The organism is Rossellomorea aquimaris TF-12 (assembly GCF_001648555.1).
Lineage (GTDB): Bacteria > Bacillota > Bacilli > Bacillales > Bacillaceae_B > Rossellomorea > Rossellomorea aquimaris.
Map to the genome: position 1 here is coordinate 101,836 of NZ_LQXM01000024.1, position 24,157 is coordinate 125,992.

At 37.2% G+C, this 24,157-nt stretch carries 27 protein-coding genes; 7 read left to right on the plus strand and 20 right to left on the minus strand.

Going from position 1 to position 24,157, the window contains the following annotated elements; all coding sequences use genetic code 11:
* Positions 1–108 precede the first annotated feature (108 nt).
* A complete protein-coding gene (locus IQI_RS06350) occupies positions 109–720 on the plus strand; it encodes a nitroreductase family protein (protein ID WP_064091822.1) in 612 nt (203 codons plus the stop codon).
* A gap of 80 nt (positions 721–800) precedes the next feature.
* Here the strand turns inward: IQI_RS06350 and IQI_RS20565 are convergent, their stop codons facing one another.
* Entirely contained in the window at positions 801–1,031 is a 231-nt protein-coding gene (locus tag IQI_RS20565) for a hypothetical protein (RefSeq protein WP_156509854.1), read from the minus strand.
* Positions 1,032–1,380: 349 nt separating this feature from the next.
* Positions 1,381–3,024, minus strand: coding sequence for a M20/M25/M40 family metallo-hydrolase (locus IQI_RS06360; protein ID WP_064091824.1), 1,644 nt, complete (start codon positions 3,022–3,024; stop codon positions 1,381–1,383).
* Positions 3,025–3,265: 241 nt separating this feature from the next.
* On the opposite strand from IQI_RS06360, the gene IQI_RS06365 reads away from it, so the two are divergent.
* Positions 3,266–4,567, plus strand: a complete 1,302-nt coding sequence (locus IQI_RS06365; RefSeq protein WP_064091825.1) for an NCS2 family permease — start codon at positions 3,266–3,268, stop codon at positions 4,565–4,567.
* Between the two features lie 46 nt (positions 4,568–4,613).
* On the opposite strand, the gene IQI_RS06370 is transcribed toward IQI_RS06365, so the two are convergent.
* The 3 genes from IQI_RS06370 to IQI_RS06385 form a co-directional block, all read right to left on the minus strand.
* Positions 4,614–5,177: a histidine phosphatase family protein gene (locus tag IQI_RS06370; protein ID WP_064091826.1), complete on the minus strand. Its 564-nt coding sequence runs from the start codon at positions 5,175–5,177 to the stop codon at positions 4,614–4,616.
* A gap of 301 nt (positions 5,178–5,478) precedes the next feature.
* The gene (locus IQI_RS06380; RefSeq protein ID WP_064091828.1) at positions 5,479–5,862 is read right to left on the minus strand and encodes a hypothetical protein; all 384 of its coding nucleotides are present in this window, start codon (positions 5,860–5,862) and stop codon (positions 5,479–5,481) included.
* Between the two features lie 90 nt (positions 5,863–5,952).
* Complete coding sequence (locus IQI_RS06385) at positions 5,953–6,504, minus strand: GNAT family N-acetyltransferase (RefSeq protein ID WP_064091829.1); 552 nt, start codon at positions 6,502–6,504, stop codon at positions 5,953–5,955.
* Between the two features lie 135 nt (positions 6,505–6,639).
* Between IQI_RS06385 and IQI_RS06390 the strand changes: the two genes are divergently transcribed.
* From IQI_RS06390 to IQI_RS06405, 4 genes are all read left to right on the plus strand, one after another.
* Positions 6,640–7,158: a zinc ribbon domain-containing protein gene (locus tag IQI_RS06390; RefSeq protein ID WP_082892611.1), complete on the plus strand. Its 519-nt coding sequence runs from the start codon at positions 6,640–6,642 to the stop codon at positions 7,156–7,158.
* Between the two features lie 251 nt (positions 7,159–7,409).
* Positions 7,410–8,354: an L-lactate dehydrogenase gene (locus tag IQI_RS06395; protein WP_064091831.1), complete on the plus strand. Its 945-nt coding sequence runs from the start codon at positions 7,410–7,412 to the stop codon at positions 8,352–8,354.
* 136 nt (positions 8,355–8,490) lie between these two features.
* The gene (locus IQI_RS06400) at positions 8,491–8,904 is read left to right on the plus strand and encodes a hypothetical protein (protein ID WP_064091832.1); all 414 of its coding nucleotides are present in this window, start codon (positions 8,491–8,493) and stop codon (positions 8,902–8,904) included.
* Positions 8,905–8,912: 8 nt separating this feature from the next.
* Entirely contained in the window at positions 8,913–9,569 is a 657-nt protein-coding gene (locus IQI_RS06405; RefSeq protein WP_064091833.1) for an SIMPL domain-containing protein, read from the plus strand.
* Between the two features lie 71 nt (positions 9,570–9,640).
* Here the strand turns inward: IQI_RS06405 and IQI_RS06410 are convergent, their stop codons facing one another.
* From IQI_RS06410 to queG, 15 genes are all read right to left on the minus strand, one after another.
* On the minus strand, positions 9,641–10,228 hold the full coding sequence (locus tag IQI_RS06410; protein WP_156509855.1) for a hypothetical protein: 588 nt from the start codon (positions 10,226–10,228) through the stop codon (positions 9,641–9,643).
* 608 nt (positions 10,229–10,836) lie between these two features.
* Complete coding sequence (gene proC, locus IQI_RS06415; protein WP_064091835.1) at positions 10,837–11,643, minus strand: pyrroline-5-carboxylate reductase; 807 nt, start codon at positions 11,641–11,643, stop codon at positions 10,837–10,839.
* A 164-nt stretch (positions 11,644–11,807) separates the two neighbouring features.
* Positions 11,808–12,827, minus strand: coding sequence for a phosphotransferase enzyme family protein (locus IQI_RS06420; protein WP_064091860.1), 1,020 nt, complete (start codon positions 12,825–12,827; stop codon positions 11,808–11,810).
* A gap of 19 nt (positions 12,828–12,846) precedes the next feature.
* Positions 12,847–13,158: a YciI family protein gene (locus IQI_RS06425; protein WP_064091836.1), complete on the minus strand. Its 312-nt coding sequence runs from the start codon at positions 13,156–13,158 to the stop codon at positions 12,847–12,849.
* A 114-nt stretch (positions 13,159–13,272) separates the two neighbouring features.
* Positions 13,273–14,055: a DUF421 domain-containing protein gene (locus tag IQI_RS06430; protein ID WP_231893392.1), complete on the minus strand. Its 783-nt coding sequence runs from the start codon at positions 14,053–14,055 to the stop codon at positions 13,273–13,275.
* Between the two features lie 30 nt (positions 14,056–14,085).
* A complete protein-coding gene (locus IQI_RS06435) occupies positions 14,086–14,658 on the minus strand; it encodes an STAS domain-containing protein (RefSeq protein ID WP_082892612.1) in 573 nt (190 codons plus the stop codon).
* Positions 14,659–14,689: 31 nt separating this feature from the next.
* Positions 14,690–15,847 (minus strand): sporulation protein YhbH, encoded by a 1,158-nt coding sequence (yhbH, locus tag IQI_RS06440; protein ID WP_408007082.1) that lies wholly within the window; start codon positions 15,845–15,847, stop codon positions 14,690–14,692.
* A gap of 380 nt (positions 15,848–16,227) precedes the next feature.
* Positions 16,228–16,392, minus strand: a complete 165-nt coding sequence (locus IQI_RS20570; protein ID WP_156509856.1) for a hypothetical protein — start codon at positions 16,390–16,392, stop codon at positions 16,228–16,230.
* Positions 16,393–16,472: 80 nt separating this feature from the next.
* Complete coding sequence (locus IQI_RS06445) at positions 16,473–16,652, minus strand: hypothetical protein (protein ID WP_064091838.1); 180 nt, start codon at positions 16,650–16,652, stop codon at positions 16,473–16,475.
* Positions 16,653–16,721: 69 nt separating this feature from the next.
* Complete coding sequence (locus IQI_RS06450; protein ID WP_064091839.1) at positions 16,722–17,090, minus strand: VOC family protein; 369 nt, start codon at positions 17,088–17,090, stop codon at positions 16,722–16,724.
* Between the two features lie 138 nt (positions 17,091–17,228).
* Entirely contained in the window at positions 17,229–19,124 is a 1,896-nt protein-coding gene (locus IQI_RS06455) for a PrkA family serine protein kinase (RefSeq protein ID WP_064091840.1), read from the minus strand.
* A gap of 501 nt (positions 19,125–19,625) precedes the next feature.
* A complete protein-coding gene (gene nfsA, locus IQI_RS06460) occupies positions 19,626–20,375 on the minus strand; it encodes an oxygen-insensitive NADPH nitroreductase (protein WP_064091841.1) in 750 nt (249 codons plus the stop codon).
* A 92-nt stretch (positions 20,376–20,467) separates the two neighbouring features.
* Positions 20,468–20,941: a tRNA (uridine(34)/cytosine(34)/5-carboxymethylaminomethyluridine(34)-2'-O)-methyltransferase TrmL gene (trmL, locus tag IQI_RS06465; RefSeq protein WP_064091842.1), complete on the minus strand. Its 474-nt coding sequence runs from the start codon at positions 20,939–20,941 to the stop codon at positions 20,468–20,470.
* A 65-nt stretch (positions 20,942–21,006) separates the two neighbouring features.
* Entirely contained in the window at positions 21,007–21,888 is an 882-nt protein-coding gene (locus IQI_RS06470; protein ID WP_064091843.1) for an amidase domain-containing protein, read from the minus strand.
* Positions 21,889–21,963: 75 nt separating this feature from the next.
* On the minus strand, positions 21,964–23,109 hold the full coding sequence (gene queG, locus IQI_RS06475) for a tRNA epoxyqueuosine(34) reductase QueG (protein ID WP_064091844.1): 1,146 nt from the start codon (positions 23,107–23,109) through the stop codon (positions 21,964–21,966).
* A gap of 79 nt (positions 23,110–23,188) precedes the next feature.
* Here queG and IQI_RS06480 point away from each other — a divergent pair, with 79 nt between their 5' ends.
* Positions 23,189–23,860, plus strand: coding sequence for a B3/B4 domain-containing protein (locus IQI_RS06480; RefSeq protein WP_064091845.1), 672 nt, complete (start codon positions 23,189–23,191; stop codon positions 23,858–23,860).
* Positions 23,861–24,157: the final 297 nt, after the last annotated feature.

Genomic DNA, 24,157 nt, shown 5'->3' on the forward strand with positions numbered 1-24,157 from the left:
CCAGCGTCAGTTATATTATGTTTGTTGTATATGAACTTACAAAAAGTAAGTAACGTACAAATATATACCATATTATAACACCTTTTGAACACCAAGGAGGAATTACTCATGAATAATTTTTATGAAATCATTGACGAAAGACGTTCTACAAAAGTGTACGATCCACAAATTGAAATCCCTAGGGAAGAGTTAGTCGGGATTCTTGAGACAGCTGGAAAAGCTCCATCTGCCTGGAACCTTCAACACTGGCAATTCCTTGTATTCGATAATAAAGAGGTCCAGGAGCGATTACTTCCAATTGCTTATAATCAACAACAAGTGAAAGACGCTTCCGCTGTCATTGCAGTGCTTGGAGACTTAGAAGCAAATAAAAAAGTAGATCCTGTCTTTGATCCAGCAGTTGAAAATGGAGAAATGACAGCTGAAATCAAAAACATTTTAAAAGGGCAAATTGATGGTGCCTACAGTCGTGAAGAGTACCCACGAGATGCTGCATTTAGTAATGCTTCATTAGCAGCTATGCAATTTATGCTTGCTGCAAAAGCAGAAGGCTGGGACACTTGTCCAATTGGTGGATTCAACCCGGCTGCCCTCGTATCAGAATTTAATGTTTCTGATCGATACCTTCCAATCATGCTCATTACAATTGGAAAACCGCTTCAAAAAGCTCGTAAGTCAGGACGTTTAGATATTCGCAACTTGATTGATTGGGCAGAATAATATATCTGATTCAGCAAACGGCATAGCTTTTGGAGGTGGAATTTGCATACTAATTCCACCTCCTTTTTTATTAAATCAACTTATTTATTTGCTGTATTACGTTTGCCTACAATAATAAAAATAATCCCCGAAATTAAGACTGTAGTTGAAGCGGCATCAACGATCACCTTAAAAGTACTCAAAGGGATTATCAGTTTTTTTGTCATAATTAGAGATACGTTTGGACCTAATTGTAATGTAAAAAAGGCTTTAATAATATATAAGGCTAAACTAAAAACAATAAGAACAATTCCAACCTTGATATTCCTCAAAAGCGCACACTTCCTAAATGACTTTTACATACATGCCTCAGGATTATCCCTTAAACTAAAAGTGTATCAAATTAAGCTTTGTTTTGGATCAAAAATGGTTTTTAAATGAACAGATTCTATCCATAAAATATTCCTTTTTAGTAAACTCTCTTCTTATAAAACAGGATATTATCAACTTTTAAACATTTATTTTTAACTTCTTTACTTTTATTTTTAACTTTTAAACATTTATTATCAACCCTAAATAGAAGAGAAAATATATTATCAACAATAAAGTCTTATTTTCAACAAAGGCTCCTTTTTACCAACACAAAACAAGAGCTAAGCATTGAAGCTTAGCTCTTGTTCATTATATTTCTAACAGTTCCTTTGTCACTTCCTGAATGATCTCCGGTAAAACGGAGAAAGTATATGGCTTATATACTCTCTCTGTCCATTGATGACCATCCTTCCCATATACCCCAATATTAATGGATGGGATATTGAGACTTCTAATCGTATCAATTGGAACAGGATAGAGACGATCAATAAGGGGGAGGTTCTTTTTGAAAATATCGATATCTTCATCTTCTTCATGAAGTGAAAGAAAGCTGCCATCAGCTAAATACGGGAAGAATCGTTTAATAACAAATTCTTCTCCTGTTTCCTGCGATATGCGATTTAAGCATTTCCCCAGTACTTCTCTGACTTTTTTTCCGTATTCATTTTCTTCGTTAACATAATTATGAGGCAGGAATGGTGGTGCAAAGAAAATGATGACTCTTGGTGTTCTGTCAGGATCAAGATGCTGCAGGGCTTCGACCATGGAATAGGCAATGGTTCGACGGTCTTCCCCTTCTTTATCACGAAAGACTTTTTCCAAAACAGGATCTGGATTAATTCCTCTTTCCCTTAGCCAGAAAATATACTCTCTTAAAGTCAGAACCTCTATTTCCCACGAGAATTCTCTTTCTGGAAAACCATGATAACTTCTATAAGCTTCAAACTGTTTCTTACTTCTTTCTTCTAATTCTCCAACAACTTTCAGGGCAACTTTTTTCATTTCATATAGAACTTCCCTTGCTGTTTTCTCATACACAAAGTAATTAAAGTAAAGAGAAGCACTTAAAGGGGTCTGTACATTATACGTATTCTTATCATCTTTAAAATACAGGCAGGACGGAGGTAATGTAAATTCACCTGGTATCTTTTCGACCAAATCCAAATTTTGATTGATTTCCAGATTAATTTTAGATGCAACCATCGTAGGGTCGATGGACGTCATCACATCTCCAACATGTGCTTCCCTTCCATAAATATAAAAACTGGGTAGAAGTTTACCGGCTGCTCCCGTATAAATATATCGTTTACAGTCACCGTCATATATAGGTGAAATGAAATCCGTGTTAATAGCCGCTAAATAGTCAAAACCTTCTTCTTTCAAGCGCTTTAGTTCCTGAAGAGCATGGATCATTCCAGCATGTTCACTTTCTTCGTCGCCATTAAATAAGAAGAGTAAATTCCCTTCTGGCTTTTTTGCTTCAGTGTAATACAGAAGATTTCCAAGGTGGACAGCAATACCACTTTGCATATCCAGGGATCCTCTACCGAAGAGCCAATTCCCGGAAATAGCATCTTCTCTTACCTTTTCTTCACCTTCATAGTCCATAAAAAACTTTTGCAGGAAGTCGGGGTCATGGGCCATATCCTGCAAAGCTCCATAATCATCGGTCCCTACCGTATCATAGTGAGCATGAAATAAAATTGTTTTAGTAGATTGGCCATCAACCAATGCAAAAACATTTTTTCTCCCGACAGGGTCATTTGGAATGTCCTGAAGCCAGACCCTTTCCGGGTTTTGCTGAAAATAAGGAAATGAACAAATGATATCATATATAAATTGAGCCTTTTTATTTTCATCCGTTGTACCATTATAGCTTTTAAGAGCGACTAAGGATCGTGTGATATGTTCAATCTGATAAGAGATTGATTTTTTTTGCAGCTTTGAGTACACGTTCAATCCGCTCCTTTCTTGGAGGTTGTTGAATCAACTGAGTAAAATGTATTTTAAAAGTGGAGATTTTATACCTTTACTCTATAATTGATAACATCTTATCGAAAAAGGAACGAGTTTGGAAGGGGTTTCATAATAATTTTTCAAAAATATTTTTGGCTTATCCCTTGAATTCAACCTTAATACCGAATATTATATTACTTGTGCTATTTTAATGTTCGTTTTTTATGGAGGTTTTACAATGTTTAAATTAAAGGAACACGGTACTAATCCAAAAACAGAAATTCTTGCGGGTCTGACGACATTTTTAACAATGGTGTACATTGTGATTGTCAATCCGATTATTCTATCAGATGCAGGTGTACCGTTTGATCAAGTATTCTTAGCTACTATTATCTCTGCCGTTATCGGAACGTTATGGATGGCTTTGTTTGCAAATTACCCTATTGCCATTGCACCTGGAATGGGATTAAATGCATACTTTACCTACTCAGTCGTAGGTGCGAATGATGATATTTCATATGTTGTTGCGTTCTCTGCTGTATTTGTAGCAGGTATTGTATTTGTACTATTATCCTTAACCCCATTCAGAAAAAAATTGATAGAGGCCATCCCTCAAAATTTAAAACATGGTATTACTGCTGGTATTGGGTTATTCATTGCTTTTATCGGACTTCGTTTAACAGGTCTAATTGAAGCTCATCCAACAAACTTAGTTCAGCTCGGTGACCTGCATTCATCTTCAGCTATTCTTGCTCTGGTTGGATTGGCTGTCACGCTAGTTTTAATGGTATTGAATGTACATGGAGCTCTCTTTATTGGAATGATCGTGACTGGACTCATTGCGTTCTTCACAGGCGAGTTATCATTTAAAGAAGGATTTATGGCTCTTCCTCATCTCCCGGAAGGATTAATCATAGCCAATCCAATTGCAGCTTTCGCTGATGTATTTCATTATGGATTGTATGCCGTTGTTTTCTCCTTTTTACTTGTAACTATTTTTGATACAACCGGGACGATGGTTGGAGTGGCTCAGCAGGCTGGTTTAATGAAGGGAAATACAATGCCAAGAGCTCGGGAAGCATTGTTAGCCGATTCTATTGCAACAACTGTTGGTGCCATGTTCGGAACAAGTCCAACTTCAGCATATATTGAATCATCTGCGGGAGTTTCTGCTGGAGGAAGAACAGGTTTAACGACGTTGACTGTTTCCATTCTATTTATCCTAGCAGCCTTTTTTGGTCCACTTGTCAGTGCTGTATCCGGCATTTCAGCCATCACTGCTCCTGCCCTTATCATCGTAGGTAGCTTAATGATGGGAAGCATATCTCATATTAAATGGGATCAACTCGATGAAGCATTCCCTGCATTCTTAATTATTTTAAGCATGCCCCTTACATCAAGCATTGCAACGGGTATTGCATTAGGATTCATTACTTATCCGCTATTAAAGGTTGTAAAAGGACAATGGAAGCAAGTACATCCACTCGTTTACTTGTTTGCAGTATTGTTCTTCTATCAATTAGCTTTTCTCCCCCATTAACGACGAAATACCGTTCACTTGTGAACGGTATTTTTTCATATGTTCATTAGTTTGTTCTATTCCAAATACGTTTCACATCAACAAGATTGTTCTCTTCAAAGGTCAATCTATAAATATCTGGCATACTGAGCTCTTTCCAGAACTGAAAATCATATTTACGATCAAAATAATTCATTATTAAGACCATAATGTTTCCATGAGAACCTATAACCACTTTTTTCCCTCTATATTTCTCTAATAAAGAATGAGTTGCTGATATCCCTCTCTCCTGTGCATCAAGATTGGATTCTCCACCTTCATAAGAAAACGAGGGATTGTTCCAAACGTTTGTTATGGACTCATTAAAATTTTCCACTGGTTGTTTTGACAATGTCCGTTCCTTCAAGTCTTCAAATATAACAATTTCTTTGTCTATGTATTCAGAAATTCCATTGACCGTCTCAATAGCTCTTTTGTAAGGACTTGAACAAACGATTTGTATGTCTTCTTTAATCAAAAAATTAGTAACATGATCGGCATCTATTCTCCCGTTTTCTGATAGGGGTCTATTTAATTCATCAGGAGTATAGGTTGAATGGGCATGTCTTACGAAGTATAAATGAGTTTTCATGTTAAATCGCACCTTTACTTAAAAACTTGTATAACAATAAGAACCCTGTTGAACATTTTTTGTCTTTTTATTTTTCTATGACATTGAGGACACTCGATGAAAAAAGATTGTTGATTGATTCCTTTTTGACGATTCCCCCACATTAGACCTTTATTCATTTTCAACACAGTTAATACAATGATGACTTCAATTATGAGAAGGACCGTGAATAACCCCATCATAATTCATTGTTTCTTCTATCCCTTATTACTTTTACGAAAAGACTGGACAAAGAGTTTCATTTTTTCAGTAAATTACATCGTTAATATTTGGAGTTTGCTTCTCCCAATGATCTTATTTTGACTAGGAGCAACCCGAAAATCAGTAGCGTAATGGCTAAAAGAAAACTAAACAAAATGGAATAGATATAAGGCATGACGATATCTCCTAAATCTCTTATGTTTTCTCGTGGGAAAATGGTTATCCCCATTGAAGAAAGCAGTAAATAAACCAAACCAATTCCTACTGAGAGTTGTACAACTTCCTGTTGGAGTGGTTTTGATTTGATGAGATAAATGCAAAAAATACTTAATGTTGCAAGAACAGACGATAGAAAAGAAGTCCACAAGCTAAATTCATTTCTAAGCAAAATAAACAATAGTAACGCCAATATACTAAAAGGTACGCCAAGTAAATATTTTTTCATTGTTATCCCTCATTCTATAAAATTACTAATTTAGTGTAATATTACACTACTTTCATGGTTATTTCTACCATTCAACAAAAAAAGTGCTGTTTATTTCAACAGCACTTCCTCCACATATTCCATCAACCACGAATCATGATATACACCTTCATGCAGCTCATTTCCAGGCAAAATCCTATTTTTTTTATATCCACATTTCTCATAACATCTAATGGCTCTTTCATTCCAAATCATAGGGTCCATAACCAGGCGTTTTGCACCCTTTTCCTTTATTAGAAATTCCATCATTGTTTGTACTAACTCCGTCCCTATCCCTTTATTCCAATATTCTGCTTCCCCAATAAATTGATCGGTTCCATAAATATTTTCTTCCTTTATGCTAAAACCATATTTCTTTTTGGATTCCTTATCTAAAGGATAGTATTGAAGATAGCCAATCTCCTTTCCCTCATACTCTACGATGCAGCCAGTCACTCCACCTGTACGATGAATTAATTTCTCTTGAACTGTATGCTGATTAAATGGGCGGTCTCTGCCTTCATAATACTCGAGAACCACCGGGTTAGATAACCATTTGGCAAGGATTTGTTTGTCCTTCAATTCTACTGGACGAATATGTATTTTATTTTTTGAATAGACCATATTTGCACCTCTTCATAGATTTCTTTAAGTATTAATTCAGCAAATAATGTAAGAATCCTTTATAACTCTACTAACTATGAAACTTTAAAGGATGTAAACCGTATATACTTGTAAGAGAATAGTAGACTGAGGAGGATGTCAATGAAAGATCCTAAAAAGCCTTTTATAACGAAACAGCACGAATCACTTCGTCGTTTTTTCAAAGTCATTGGCCCTATTTTAGTATTAATAGGGATATTCTTAATGGTTAAAGGGGTAGCTCCCTTATTTTCACCAATGAGTTTTGGACCGGAACCCAACACATTTTATCTCGCTTTTATCGGCATGCCTATTACATTCGTTGGATTTTTTCTTTCTGGATTAGGATACGGTGGAAAACTTGCAAAATATCAGGCTCGTGAATATACACCCGTAGCAAAGGATTCCTTTAACTACTTCACTAAAGAAAGCCAGGAAGGAATTAGAAACCTATCAACAGCCATGCGTGAAGGAAATGAGACAGGTTATACCTGTCCAAATTGTGGCGCAACCCATCAGCCAGACTCCAAATACTGTACCCAGTGCGGTAAACCCCTCTACAAATCCTGTACCAGCTGCAACGAAACCAACACCAGAGACGCCATCTACTGTGACAACTGCGGTTCATCATTATAGACTAAGAGGGACGGACCTACCTATTTAAGGTCCGTCCCTCTGTATAGAACTATTTACATTGTGACAGAGTATTGACCCTTCATTAAAATATCTATGAAAACCTTTACATGTGATTTTTATCACTTATACTTCTGCAAATTTTATGTTATTCTTTTATTGTGAATTACTTCACAATAAATTTTTATTCCATGAGTAGCCCACTTTAAGTAGGCTACATAATAAAAATGAACGATTGGAAAGGTTGATTTCATATGAAAACAAAGAACACAAATAAAATTGCTTTAATCGGCACAGGTTTTGTAGGTTCAAGTTTTGCCTTTGCTATGTTAAATCAAGGTGTTGCTCACGAGCTTGTTATGATAGACCTTAATAAAGAGAAAGCAGACGGAGATGCACGTGATCTAAATCACGGACTAGCCTTTGCTTCTCCCATGAAAATTCATGCAGGGGATTATAGTGATTGTCATGATGCTGATATCGTTGTCATTACAGCTGGTGCTAACCAACAGCCTGGCGAGACACGATTGGATTTGGTAGAGAAAAACGTAAAAATCTTTAAAAACATTGTTGAATCTGTTATGGATAGTGGATTTAATGGAATCTTTTTAGTTGCGACAAACCCCGTAGACATATTAACTTATGCGACTTGGAAATTCTCTGGTTTACCTAAAGAGAAAGTGATTGGATCAGGTACCATTTTAGATACGGCGAGACTTCGTTATTTAGTAGGAGAAAAATTTGAAATCGACACTCGAAACATCCATGCCTATATTATGGGTGAACATGGAGATACAGAATTTCCTGTATGGAGCCATACGACCATTGGAGCTAGTCAGTTAAGTGGAATCGTCAACCTGGAAGAAAAAACAACACAAGATGAATTAGAAGACATTTTCGTCAATGTTCGAGATGCTGCTTATCATATTATCGAACGTAAAGGAGCTACCTATTATGGAATTGCCATGGGACTTGTCCGTATTACTAAAGCGATCTTACACAATGAAAATAGTATATTAACCATATCAGCTCTTCTTGAAGGTGAATACGGTCAGGATGATATCTATATTGGAGTCCCAGCCATCATTAATCGAGATGGTGTCCGTAATATAGTTGAATTACCGTTAAATGAAAAGGAACAAAAACAGTTTAAGCATTCAGCCGAAACTCTAAAAGCTGTTATGAAAAAAGCACTTTAACCTCACTATATGAAACCGCCTATTTCTTGAAATGGGCGGTTCTTTACTTTCAATTGAAGTGAAATCTACACAGACACGCACAGAACATCTGCCTACTCATAAAATAATAGGAATTCGTTTATGAGGAGGTTCTTCAATGTACGATCACAGACAGTTTTTCCCGGGATTCCCCGGTGGCCCTGGTGGAGGTCAAGGATTTCCTGGTTTCCCTGGAGGAGGTCAAGGTGCACCGAGTTCTCCCCCACCCGGCGGGCAGCAAGGAGGAGGAGGCCAACCGCCTGGACCACCACCAAGCTATCAGCCCCAAAAAACCAATGTTACAAGTGCTGCACAAGGAGGCGCAGGCGGACCTAGTCTTTATGCCGTAGATCCTGGTAGTATCCGTGGGTGCTTATATCGATATACTTACATTTGGTTACGTAGAGATTCCTTCTGGTTCTATCCTACCTATGTAGGTCGTCGCTCCGTATCAGGTTGGCGCTGGATTGGATACGCTTGGGTCTATTATGGAATTGATTTGAAAAAAATTGAATCCTTCACTTGTGTGTAGTGAATCAAATGTATTCATATCCCTATTACAGAACAACAACTAAAGATAATGGGACCATCACAGTTTCGGGTGAGCATACACTTTATGTAGCACCCAACCAAGCAGTTGTATCAATAGGTGTAGTAACAAAAAACGAGGATCTTGAAGTGGCTCAAAAACAAAATCAACAAATCTCCAATAGCGTCGTTCAATCGTTTATTGATAATGGAGTACCGAAAAAAGATATTCAAACCTCCACTTATCAAATCTTTCCACAATATAACTATGAAGATGGAAAACAGATTTTTACAGGTTATGAAGTGCGACAAGTTTTTCAGGTAACCATTAATAATATTGAGAGCATTGGAATGATCATTGATGACGCCATTAAGATGGGGGCTAATCGAGTTGAAAATATTCAATTTGTAAACTCAGACCCCCAGGAATCCTACCAGGAAGCCCTCTCCCTGGCGTACCAGAAGGCATACCAAAATGCATTAACATTAAGCAATCAATCCGGGCAACAGCTTAACCCTAAGCCCCATTCCATAACAGAACAAACTACGCCTATAAGTGCTCCCCTTGTAAGTACAACATATGTCAAAGCCGCCGCTGAAAGCACAAGTGTCCAACCTGGTCAAATCGGTGTTACAGCTATCGTCATTGTTAAGTTTAAAAGCTATTGACCCCGCTCATTTAAATAGATCAATCATTTCAGAGGTCCGTCCCTCTTCACAGGGACGGACCTCTACCTCTATTAATTTAAGTTCTTTTTTCGTCTAACAAAAAAGATGAGCGGGATAGTTAGAAACAATATACCGATAGCCATTTTACTTAGTAGGTTATCAGAGTTGACATGAGTCGTTTCGGATTCTATTTTGGTTTCTTCGCTTATGTGGAGCTGATCCATTTTCAGGAATTCTCCAAAAACACTTGAATCGCTCTGTTGTATTATGACTCCATCCTTCACCTGAATCATGCCATTTGGTCCTCCCACCGGAACCAAAAAGTCATCTTCTTCTCTTTTTTCTAAAAACAACAGAAACTGCCCTCCAGAATTTTGAAACTCTTCTACCCAGCCAACATCATATCGATCAATCCCTGCAGTAATTTGATTGGGGGCTGTTCCTCTCAATACTTTCGTTACATTAAATTTCAAACCTAGAAATATTGGATTATTTGATTTTATAGATGTTTGGGGCGAAACATCATATTCCCCGATCACAATTACTTCCGCTCTATTTATAACCTGCTGTGGATCTAATTCTACCCAGCTAGTAGCACTACCGATATTTGAATAAAAGGTATTACAAACGATCACGATTATAATGATTATACGTTTCATTTTCTTTCCCCCTTTTAATAATTCAGACGATACCTGAGAAAGAAAAGTTTCAGTTCGAGGAGGAACTGCGTAGACTTCTGTGGAATTACGGGCGTGCAGAGACCCGGTAGGTAAGATGAGAAGGCTTGCTGCTAGCTGCAAGTAGTTCACCTCATCATCAAATACGCACGGGTTATCGGAGCCGTTTGCAGAATTCATTGTATTTGTTGCTAAAGAAGATGGATGAATGTCCACATTTTGCAAAAGGCTAATAAATTCCCGAAACTGGCTCAATTTCGGCTCAAAAAGAGGGAAAACCGGCTCATAAGATGGGAAATAAGATTGATAGCGAAGAGGTGTATACAAATAGTTTAAACTAACATCTAAGCTAAAAATCGAACAGTTTTCATAGTTTCAATCAAAATTGATTAAATATAGGCGTTATTTAGACGAGCTTCCCAACAAAAATAAAGATAATCAAAAAAGATCCATTCGAATGAATGAATCTTTCTCTTATAGACCATATTTCAGTTCAGGAATAACAACGTCAGCATTTACTCGTTCTGCCGACTTTAGGAATTCATCTTCATTTAATCGTACACAATTCTCTACATAAGTAGGCAAAAGCTTTATTGTCCTAGTGCTTTTGATTTTTGTCCACATGCTTCCATTGCTGTTAAAATGGACCCTTTAAAATTATTTTTCTCAAGGGCCGAAACTGCTTCGATGGTAGCCCCACCTGGAGAACATACTGCATCCTTTAATTCACCAGGATGCTTCCCTGTTTCAAGAACCATTTTCGCAGCGCCTAAAACAGCTTGTGAAGCTAATTGATAGGCCTGGTTCCTTGGAATTCCTTGTAAAACAGCTCCATCTGCTAATGCTTCGATGAACATAAACACATATGCTGGAGATGATCCGCTTACGGCTGGGATAGCGTCCATTAGATCCTCTTCTACTCGTTCTGCCTTCCCAAAGCTCCCTAAAATACTGGTTACCGCCTCTAAGTCACTCTCTGCTAAAAATTCATTTGCACAGTAAGCGGTCATTCCTTCTCCAACAAGCGATGGAGTATTTGGCATCGTGCGAACAACCTTCACTTTTTGTTGAAATTGTTCTTCCATCCACTGAAGAGTAATCCCTGCAGCAATGGTAATAATAATGCTGTCTTCCTTTACAGCATCTTTAACAGAGTGAATAACTGAAGCATATTGATCAGGCTTTACTGAGAGAAATAATATGTCTGAAAAAGCCGCTACCTCTCTATTTTCACCTGTCGTTTTCACCTTAAATTCCTGCTCTACCTTGAAACGAGTTCCTTCTGTTTTGGCACTTGCCATGACGGCACTCGTGTCGACAAGATTGGACCTCAAAATACCTCCTAAAATGGCTTGAGCCATATTCCCGCATCCAATAAAGCCAATGGTCCTATCCATCAAGGTCACCTCTTCCTTCTTTATGTAAATAGTCCTTTGAATCATATCAAATTTCCCTTAAGATAGAAAACAGAATGGCTTAATTAAACCATTCTGTCCTCTTTCCACAATGTAGGTTTATTCACTTTTTAGAAGATCAATGACAGTTGATACACGTTTTAATCCTAGTTTCTAGCTTGGTTAAAAATCTTTCTATAATTCAGATCCACCATCGGTTCACTTTCCTTTAGTCTAGTTCTAAGTTGAGTTAATAATGATGTTTCTGCCTCAGATAAGTTTTCTAAATCCCATTTTTTATGAAATACTGAATATAAGGTTACGTCTCGTAAAAGCAGAAATGCTGGCATGTGCTTCAGCCATTCTTCCTCTAATTGTGTTTCAGACATATACCCTTTTAAAAAAGCTGTTAGAAAGCTTTCTCCAAAACGAGACCGTGTTTCTAGGTCTTCATTTTTATATTTCCACCACACTGAGTAATAGAGTGGAATGGCAATATCACTTAAAAAGAAAAACTGGGTACTATCATCAAAATCAAACACATGGAGCTCACCTTGATGGTAAAAAAAGTTCCCGGGATGAATATCTGAATGAATCATTCCAAAAGTATGGAGGGATTCAGGAAGAGATTGAATTTCTTTCTTCACCTCTTCCCCCTTTTCAATTATGTCTCTGTCTTTATCCACTGATAAGTATTTTTCAAAGTTTAATAGATCATCTTCATCCCAACGGTCTCGCTTAAAATTTCCTGATTCATACATTTTCGTCACATTATGTAATTGTCCTGTGAGCTTGCCCCATTTTTCAAATAATTCTTCATTAAACTCTTCGCTTTTTACACTGACAGGCTGTCCAGGTGCTTTATCAAACAAGCAAACATAAAAGTGCGTATTCTTCACATCAATCGTCTCAACTAATTTCCCTTCTTTCGAATGGTTGACCAATGCTACATTAACTCCATGTTCGTGCAAATAATTCACCCATCTAAGCTCCGCCTCTACTTCCATATGAGTTCGATGAGAGCTATGGGTTAACCTTAAAATATACGGGGTATTTCCCTTATGTACCTCGAAGACATAGTTTTCAAAATCTCCTAGCTTTTTCACTTTAGAGGTTTCACAACCAAACCGTATTGCAGCTTCCTCTAAAATCTCTTGACTAAAAAGTTCTTCAACCCATTTTTCCATAAAATTTTCTCCTACTCCATCATTTTTTTCCTTCATCTCTGAGAAGAGCCACTTTATATGGATACAACTCAGCCGTCATTATTCCTTCTTTAACTGAAGGATCTTCATTCATAAAGTCCCTAGCCTGATCTTCATCATTTGCTTCAAATACTACAAGGCCGAAGGCATTTTCCTCTTCATTCAACGTTCTTCCTGCCAGTATGACCACACCGGATTCAGTATATTTTTGTAACCTCTCAAAGTGACGTTGCACGATCTTTCCGTCACCCTCTGTCCAGTTTTCTTCCTTATGTAATCTTGGTATTAATTTTAATACATATAAAAACTCCATAACCTCTCCTCCTTCTACATTTTTTCTCCTTTTGTATATATACGACTATCTTTTTGTAATTCCTGTATCAGACGATAACTAAAAAGGATTGTTGAATAGATTCAACAATCCTTTTTAGTTATAAAAATAAGGGTACCTATGTGTTGTAGACGTTTTGACAACCTGAATTTCTTTTCTAGTGTTGATAGTGGCATAAAAAACCTCCTGAATATGGTGAACTCCTTCTTTATGAATTTCTGCCATGACCCACTTTTTATCAACGTTTAGTGTTTCCAAAACACGTTCATGTAATATCCCATCTACAATGAGAGGAAATGCAAGGCTGGCACTCGTTTTCATTACTCCTGCATCCTCTGCTGTCAAAGGCTGTTTAAGTGGATTTTTACTTATAGACAACGTTCCATTTGATTCAATAATTCCTATCTGAACATCTTCTATTGAGAATACTTCTTTTTCACGCAGAAGCATTAAGATATTATCAATCGTATACCCTATCTTCTTTAAATCCTCAATAAGTATCCGACCATTTTCGATGACAACAGTAGGCTCAAAAGACAACCACTTCCCTACTTTACGTGAAGAGATTTTCACCTTTGTCACGATTTTTTGTAAAATAGCAATCAATATCATGGCAACAATGGTATGGATATGCTGGATATTCGGGTCAGCAATATCTGCCCCTACAACAGAACCAAACACAAGGACAACAAGAAAATCAAACACAGGTAGTTCTCCAATGGATCGTTTTCCCATATACAGAGTAACAAATATCATGAAAGGAAGAATGGTGAAAATTCTTAGCCCAACGATTCCTAATTCTTTAAATTCATCCATTTTGTTTCCAAATCCTTTAAAAGTAATTGATATGGTTAGTTTCCCCATGCGCGGATTTTTCATGAAAAAAACCAGCCTAATTGGCTGGTTTTCCTACTCATCAATTTTTTGAAACTTAATTTCCTTCTCTTTCATCAAATATTGAAGAGCTGTACGGAACGTTAAAAAGCTTTTTACTCCGTGAATTTCCTTTACACCTGAATTAATAATAATTTGAGTAAGGGCAGGAGTAAATCCAACAAATAATATTTCTATTCCCATTAAGCCAACTGCTTTGGCCATATTGTCGATATACGTACCTAAGATATCTATTTCTCCAATTTCTTTTTGGGAAATGGCTGAAAAATCTACAATAATCGTGTTAATGTCTTCCCCGTATGAAACATCTAAAATTTTGGTAATAATTTTTTCAAAACGCTCAGGAGATAACTTCCCTGTTATGGGAATTAGAATGGTTTCCGGGACGATCGATGGAATAATTGGTGCTGAAATATCCATGATAAGCTTTTCAGACTCTTCCAAACGACTTTTTAATTCTGAGATTTCCATCTGTAATTGTTCGATTTGTTTCTGTTCATTTGTCATTTTAAACCCCGCTAAATTGTTAATATTCTTATCTCCTATATTACCATTCCCTAATAGAAATTGCTTTTCTTTTTTTGGCAAATGGAAAAACCAGCCTTATCGGCTGGTTTTCTCAAGCATAGGCCTTTTCTTCTTCGTTGTTAAAGAAGCTTCTCATAGCATGAAATACATCGGCTTTTTGCTTTAGGATATAGTATCGGAAGTCGTCATTTTTTATGTTTTTGTATGCTGACATTAGGGTTGAGTGACGGTTATATTGGTTCACCTCTCCGTAACCAAACATACTTGAAACCTTCATTAATTCTTCAACAAGCTTTACGCACCGAACATTATCTGAGGTAAGATTATCTCCGTCTGAAAAGTGGAACGGATAAATATTATAGCGTGCCGGGTTATATTTTTCATCAATTAACTCAAGAGATTTTCTGTACGCTGATGAACAAATGGTGCCTCCACTTTCTCCTTTAGAGAAGAAGTTTTCTTCCGATACGACTTTTGCTTCAGTATGATGAGCAATAAATTCAATTTCCACTGTTTCATATTTTGTTCGCAAAAATCGTGTCATCCAGAAGAAAAAGCTTCTCGCCATATATTTTTCCCATACTCCCATGCTTCCGCTTGTGTCCATCATAGCTAAAACAACGGCCTTAGATTCCGGCTTCAATACTTCATTCCATGTTCGGAATTTCAAGTCCTCCGTATAGATTGGATGGAAGCTAGGAGCACCTTTTATTGCATTTCTCTTAAAAGCAGACATCATCGTCTTCTTTTTATCTATATTCCCCATAAGACCAGTTTTACGGATATCATTAAATTCAATGTGCTCAACCGTCTGCACATCTTGTTCCTTCTTCTTCAAGTTGGGCAGTTCCAGTTGACTAAATAATGCCTCTTCAATTTCCATAAGAGACACTTCTGCTTCATAATAATCCTCACCGGCTTTATCGCCTGCCCCTTGCCCTTTACCTGGACCTTGTTGCTGAGATCCATCTCGTGCGACAACGTCACCTACTTGACTTTCGCCATCCCCTTGCCCTACGTGTTTATTCTTATCATAGTTGTATCTAATTTTATATTCATCTAAAGAGCGAATCGGGATTTTAACAACGTCTCGACCATTTGACATAACAATATTTTCTTCTGTAATCAAATCTGGTAAGTTGTTTCGTATCGCATCCTGTACCTTCTCTTGATGTCTTTGTTGATCATCGTGACCTTTGCGGTGGAGGGCCCAATCTTCCTTGGAAATGACAAACTGATGATTATCCATTTGACTCAAATTTTTCCCCTCCTTAACTTTTTTTCACATATTCACTTTTTCATGCATACACTATGTTGACTGCCTAATCTACCAATATCCCTTTAATGATTCGGGGATTACTCTATCCTATGCAGAAGTATTGATAAATTTACAAATAATTTCGACAATTAATCAATCTTTTACGATTGGACAAGCCTATTTTATGAACCGGTTAATTCAATTCAAAGTATTCATGTTTGTAAGTAATTATTGTTGTTTAGATTGATTTTATTCATAAACTTTGTGGCTATTTTCGCAAAGATTTTTTATGTAGATACGAACTGAAAATCTGCCATATAACCGCTGGAAAGTTCTCATTCCAAAAAAAAAAATCAGGCGTCATTACCTGATTAAGAGTCTTCTTCATATTGAGCTGGGTCTGAAGTTCGGTTGTGATTCTTTAGTTCTCCACTAGATCGTAATTTTTCCATTTGCTTACCTAGTTTAATTACTTCCTCCATATTGGAGGCCATGCTTCCATTAAGAGGTTCTGCTTCATTTGATTTAGAAGACATCCTCTACACCCACTTTCATTTTAAGATGGGCCTTATCTCTATCAGTTAAATATATTCAGATTTTCCCATTAATATTTCCATTACTTATCTCTTTCCTTATACTGAACAGGATCTGGTTGTTTTTTATCTTCTTTTAGTTCTTCATTTGTACGCAGCTTGTCCATCTGCTTTCCTAACTCTTCCATTTCTTTTAAGTCACTTGCCATAGAACCATTTTCGGGCTCATCATTCTTCCCTAATTCATGTTTGTTTTTCTTCATATTCTCACCTCTTATCCCTTACGTTTCCCTTTGGTACAAGAAATAAAACTCTATACAGAATAGGCACGTTTAATTATGAACTTGTAATTTGTTCCCACTTGGATCATAAAAATAAAAAAAACTGTGACCTTCATCGTGCTGTATTGCTTCTATTGATACTTCATGATTTTTTAAATACTCGTAAAGACCTTCTATATTAGAAGACGTTAATCCAACAGAAAACTCTGGTTTCCCATTGATTGTAAAATGCCCCCGGGAATCCTCATCCCCCTTTACTAATACCAAAAGAGGACCAGACTTCAATTCTAAAACGGCTAAGTCCCCTTTATTAAACCTCATCGTAAATCCTAAAATTTCTGTATACCAGGCTAAAGATTCTTCTAAATGGTTTACCGGTATTCTAAAATAGTGAATATCATTAAAAAAAGATTCTTTCATGAAAATGATGCCTCCTAAATGATTTCGTTTCTTCAAGTTTTCTATACTGAATGTTGAATTCCTGTTTTTTCTTCTGAAATTCGCTTTTTACAATAAGAAAACGACATTGGTTTTAAAACCAATGTCGTTTTTAAATCTTTAACGATTTAACAAGCTTCCTACATAACGGAGTAAATCATTCGCTGAAGTTGAATTGTAGCCGTGTTCATCAATCAGTCGTGCAACCACTTCGTTTACTTTCTTTAATTGCTGCTCGTCAGGCGTTTTCGAGGATGTAGTGATTTTTACAACGTCCTTCAAGTCAGCAAAAAGTTTCTTCTGAATGGCTTCTCGCAGACGGTCATGTGAATTATAATCAAAACGTTTACCTTTACGGGCATAGGCAGAAATCCGAATGAGAATTTCTTCCCGGAACGCTTTCTTCGCATTTTCTGAAATGCCAATTTGTTCTTCAATCGAACGCATTAATTTTTCATCTGGATTTATTTCTTCTCCAGTTAACGGATCATGAAGCTTTGCCTTGTTACAATATGCCTCTACATTATCCAGGTAGTTATCCATCAGAGTTTTCGCTGATTCTTCATAAGAATATACGAACGCCTTCTGAACTTCCTTCTTAGCAATATCATCGTATTCTTTCCTTGCTAAAGAAATGAAATTTAAATACTTTTCCCTAAGCTCATTTGTTATAGATGGATGCTGATCAAGACCTTCTTTTAATGCACGAAGCACATCTAATGCATTGATTGTCGGTATTTCTTTTCTGATAATAGTAGAAGAAATACGGTTAATTACATAACGTGGATCGATTCCGCTCATTCCTTCATCCTGGTATTCCTTCTTCATCTCATCTACATCAGCAGAATTAAAGCCTTCTACATTCTCTCCATCATATAATCTCATTTTCTTTATGAGATCAATGTCACCACGCTTTGGTTCTTTTAAGCGAGTGAGAATCGTAAACATAGCTGCAACTCTTAATGTATGTGGAGCAACGTGGACATTCGAGACATCACTTTCGCTAATCATTTTTTCATATATCTTCTCTTCTTGTGTCACTTTTAAATTATACGGTACAGGCATCACGATAATTCGGGAATGTAATGCTTCATTCTTCTTATTAGAAATAAAAGATCGATACTCGGTTTCATTCGTATGGGCCACAATAAGCTCATCGGCTGAAATGAGAGCAAATCTACCTGCTTTAAAGTTTCCTTCTTGTGTTAGTGATAGTAAGTGCCACAAGAACTTTTCATCACACTTCAGCATCTCCTGGAACTCCATTAATCCTCGATTGGCTTTATTTAGCTCCCCGTCAAAACGATAAGCTCTCGGGTCAGATTCAGAACCGTATTCTGCAATCGTTGAAAAGTCGATGCTTCCTGTTAAATCAGCTATATCTTGAGACTTAGGATCCGATGGGCTAAACGTACCTATCCCAACGCGTTTGTCTTCTGAGAAGAAAACTCTTTCAACTTGAACATCTTCAATTCTCCCATGGTATTCCTTTTCTAAACGCATCGTATTTAATGGGGACAAGTTTCCTTCAATTCGAATGCCATATTCACTATGGAATTCTTCTCGCAGATGCTGAGGAATTAAATGTAGAGGATCCTCATGCATTGGACATCCTTTTATCGCAAATACGGCTCCTCTTTCAGTTCGGGAATAATGTTCCAGCCCCCGTTTCAGCATCGCTACGAGTGTTGATTTTCCTCCACTAACTGGACCCATAAGTAATAAAATTCTCTTTCTCACGTCTAATCGTTTAGCAGCAGGATGAAAATATTCTTCAACGAGTCTCTCTAACGCCTCTTCTAATCCAAATAACTGATTGCTGAAGAATTTATATTTTCGCTTGCCTTCTACTTCTTCAACTCCAGCATCCTTGATCATATTGAATACTCTTGAATGAGCAGATTGACCAATCCAAGGTTTTTCCTTCAATACGTCTAAATACTGAGCAAACGTCCCTTCCCATTTCAGTTTCTCTTCTTCTTCTCGATAATGTTCAATTCTTTTTAAAATATCCATAAGGACCTCCCCCTGTCGCTTTATGAGAGACGATTAATATACTCTATGCGCTTGGTCAACTGAACATGTTAAGAAGATATTTTTACTTTGGATAATCATATTATTTTAGTGAATCTAAAAGATATTGATCTATTGTCACGAATTATGCACAAAAAAATTTCTTCTTCGATTCACATCATTCCTAAAATAGGCTATACTAAAGACAGACTATGGAATAAGTGAAACTGGGAGGTTACCAAACATGGGTACAGTAATGATTCTAGGTGTATCTTTAACGTTCTTAGTAGCGATTTTCACTGCTGGATATAACGATAAACCAGGTTCAAATTAATTCATATGAAGAGTCTTTTTAGACTCTTCTGCTTAAAAAACGCCTCAAAAGTTGACCTTTTGAGGCGTTTTTTATTGTGTACACATCACATATTTTCTTCATTCGTTTTTTTGTTTAGACAGAAAAGATTTTCATTACTTAATTCTCAACTCTTATGAGCCCATCTGACCCTACCCTTTACTAAATCCTTTTTTCTCTACAAATTCCTTCATATACATTCTCTTTTTACTTGAAAGCATTTTTGCCATTTGCTCGGTCCAACGATCTGATCGCTTTCCGGCTGTACGGGTATGATAGTATGAAGAAATCGTTTCATCATATTCCTCTAATCCTGCTTTTATTTCATTTTCATTCACATTATATGAATTTTCATGATAGACAGCATGGATAGGCAAACGTGGCTTAACATCCGAATTCTCCTCTGGATACCCAACAGCTAACCCAAAGAGTGGAATCACTCGATGAGGAAGACCTAACACTTCACTTACTGCTTCTAGATCATTTCGAATACCACCAATATAACAAATACCCATCCCCATTGATTCAGCTGCAATCGAAGCATTTTGAGCTGCTAAGGACGCATCGATTAGGCTAACCATGAATTTCTCTGTGCTTTCAAGGGTTGGTATAAGCTCAGCACCTTCCCATTCTCCAATCTTCTCATGACGATATAAATCTGCACAAAATACGAAGAAATGCCCATTCTCTTCTACATAGGATTGATTGCCTGCTAACTCAGCCAACCTCTTCTTTTTAATGGGATCAGTTACTCCAATAATCGAGTAAGCCTGAATATAACTGGATGTACTGGCTGCCTGGGCAGTGCTGACAAGAGTATGTATTTGTTCCTCAGATAGTGGCTCATTCTTAAACTTACGTATGGAACGATGATTTAGGATGGTTTCAATGGTTGAATTCATATTGTACATTCTCCTTCCAATCTCTTTCCTTTTAGTATACGGCAAATGAAAAAAGGAATGAAAATCATATGATTCTCATCCCTTTTTCATCTTTAAAGTAAACCTGGGTAATTTCTTTGTCTTAATGCTTCGTAAATCAAGATTGCCGCAGTATTTGAAAGGTTCAATGATCGAACGTTTTCATTCATTGGAATTCTTAATGCACGATCTAAATTGTTTTGAATAACATCATCAGGTAAACCGGATGTTTCTTTACCAAAAATAAAGAAATAATCCTTCTCATCCACACTATAATCAAAATGAGTATGTGGGGTTTTCCCGTATTTCGTTAAATAGAAAAATTCTCCGCCTTCGTTCTTTTCAAAAAATTCTTCAATCGAATCATAATACACAATGTTTACGAACTGCCAATAATCAAGACCCGCTCGCTTTAACATTTTATCATCGGTAGAAAACCCTAATGGACGAATCAAGTGCAAAGTTGTGTCAGTTGCTGCACACGTTCTTGCAATATTCCCTGTGTTAGCAGGGATTTCTGGTTGATATAATACAACATGTACTCCCATGTTATGTCACCTCATTCATAAAACTCTAAGAGACATTATACCATGTCTCTTTCATAGAACAATACTTAGCTGTCATCTATTATCGTAAAAAATTTATATTTAATGTTAGGAGTGTAGGCAGTAGAATCCTCATAATTCCAATACCTCATTCTACTATTGAAAGTGTGGGCATTAACGAGAGGCATTCCTAATCCATCCTTACCCGTTACGATCGTAGTATGATCAAAGCGGCCATCACCTTGGAAGTCATAGCAAATAACATCTCCAAGCTTAAGCTGCTCTGGATATTCCACTACTTTTCCCCTCAAACCAATAGAAGAGGAAGGAATATACCACCTCAACGAATTTGCCACGGTCCAGCTGTAGCTCCAACTATTATTTCTCATCCACCAGCCTTTTCCTTGACTTGGATATCCTCTCATCGGTGCATCTCCTGCATGCAGGCATTGTGAAATATAATTTGTGCAATCATTTTCGAATTTTTTATAAGCCGGGTTGTAGCTGTTCCACCACTTTTCAGCATATTGAATCGCTTTTAACCGATCGTACTGATAAATGCCTCGATCTTGAATAGCTTGAGACTCTATGAAATCTGTTTTCACTTCAGGTTCTTCAGGGATGATAGGAAGGACTTCTTCATCCTCATAAATAGCTTCATTAAAGTATATACACTTTCTATTCTCAACTTCTTCCTCTAAATAAAAATGATTTCCTTGTTTAATAAAGTATTTATAATGAACGTCGTAGGCGACATTTCGTGTGTCTCGATTTTGAGGCGTGATGAACTGAATCTTTCCCTCGGCCTCAACCTTTAGGATCTCCGCTTTACGCTGCCGACAAGACTCCAACTTTCTTGTGACTTTTTTATTCTCATGAGATGCCTCCTCACGTGAAGTATAGGCATCTATAACCGTATTGATTTTTTTCATTAATAGTTTTCGAATCATGGACTTCCCTCCTCCCTAATCTTTATGCTGTCAGTTCTCTTTTCAAAACAAAAAAGGATAAACCTTGATCAAGGTTTATCCCTTCGTTGAGGATGAAAGAAGCTGGAGACCCTTCTCGATCTCCTTTTGAACGTCCTCATCTGTTTCTATCTTCTTTTGAAGAAGAAGTGCTTGTTCTGCTTCTTCTCCGCCAATTTTCCCTAATGCCCAGGCAGACGTTCCTCGAATGACGGGGCGAACATCTTTCTTCATCACCGATATTAAGTCTTGTATGGCTGTTGTATCTTTATAATGAGCCAATGCAATGATGGCATTTCGTTGAATCGGCTTTTTCCCTCTCCAAGATCCCGAAACATAGCCATAGGTCTCTTTAAAATCTCTGTTGCTAATCGTCAGGAGAGGTTTTAAGAGTGGCTTTGCAATCTCAGGGTCCGGTTCCATTTCTTCATGAAAATGAAAATCCTTCCCTTTGTTTTCAGGGCAAACCGTTTGGCAGGTATCACATCCATATAGGCGATTCCCTAGTTTCACGCGATATTCATCAGCAAGAAAGCCTTTTGTTTGAGTTAAAAAGGCAATGCATTTCTGAGAGTCCAATTGCCCACCTTGGATTAAAGCACCCGTCGGACATACATCAACACATTTATTACATGTACCACATTGATCCTCCATAGGCTGATCGGGTGCAAATGGTAAGTTAGTGATCATCTCTCCTAAATACACATAAGATCCAAATTCAGGTGTAATAATAGAACAGTTTTTACCGCTCCAGCCAATACCTGCTTTCTCAGCCACAGCCCGGTCCACAAGCTCTCCTGTATCCACCATGGATTTAAAGCGTGCTTGTGGAACACGAGAATGGATATAGGCTTCTAATTTTGACAGTCGGTCTCTTAAGACATCGTGATAGTCCGTCCCCCATGAAGCCCTGCAAAAAATCCCACGTCGCTCTCCTCTTTTACTTTGAGGAGCATTTTTCATTTTTGAAGGGTAGGCGAGAGCTATGGCAATAATGGATTTGGGCTGATCAAATATTAAGCCAGGCTCAACCCGCTTCTCAATATCTTTTTCTTCAAAACCAGATTGATAACCCAACATCTCTTGACGAAGAAGTCGGTTCTTCATTTCTGAAAAGGTACTTGAAGTTGTAAACCCAATCTTATCAATACCAATCTCTTTACTGTAATCGATAATATCTTGTTTTAACTGATCCATATCCACGGCTCTCTCCTCCTTTCTTCTAGGAATATTACCGAGTCTTATGATAAACTATTTTAAAATAAATGTGGAGGGAAAATAAGTGGAAATTACAATTGATTCTTCGATTTCATCTACCATTCCCGATTTTAAAATAGGATTCATCCAATACCATCATATCGAAGTCGGCTCATCACCACAAATGCTAAAAGGAAGGCTTCAGCTATTCCAAGAGTCTATCTTCTTTGATCTCCAAGATAAAAATGTAACAGAATTGGCTGGAATAGCCGAGTGGAGAGACATCTTTAAAAAAACGGGAAAAGATCCAAATCGTTATCGTCATTCAGCCGAAGCCCTTTATCGACGAGTAAAAAAGCAAAACTATCTTAATAGTATTAACTCAGCCATCGATCTCAACAACTTCTTCTCCCTACAATATGAGGTTCCCATTGGCATCTACGACTGCGCTAAACTCAAAGGAGACACCATTCAATTAAAAATCGGAGCTGAAGGTGAAACTTACATAGGACTAAACGGCCGTGAAAACTCCATAGAAAACTTAATCGTTTCTTCAGATAGGGACGGACCTTTCGGAAGTCCATTCGTTGACTCTGATCGAGCACCTGTAGGAGAAACAACAAAAAATGCCGTTCAAATTATTTTCTTAAAACCTTCTTTATCAATGGAAGAAAGTCAGAAGTTGACACAGTCATTAATGGACATGTTCCTTGGAATACATGGGGGAGAAGGCTCCTGTGAGATAGTCACTGGGTAATTTGAAAGCAGAATCTCAAAGGATTCTGCTTTTTTTGATGTGATTTTGCCAATTACATCAAGGATATTCGTCTTGATTATTAGTCAAATCAACAATTCAATCCGAATTCCCTCTTTATTGGTCCATTTTCATATAAATACGAGCCGTTTTACCAATTATTCGAGCCGATATGAGTCGAAAACGAGCCGAGGTTGTTTATTATCAATCCGTTTTACATATATCGTAAAAAAACACTGCCTAATAATCACTCCACACTACCAAAAAAGAAGAGAACCCCTAAAGGTCCTCTCCCTTCTA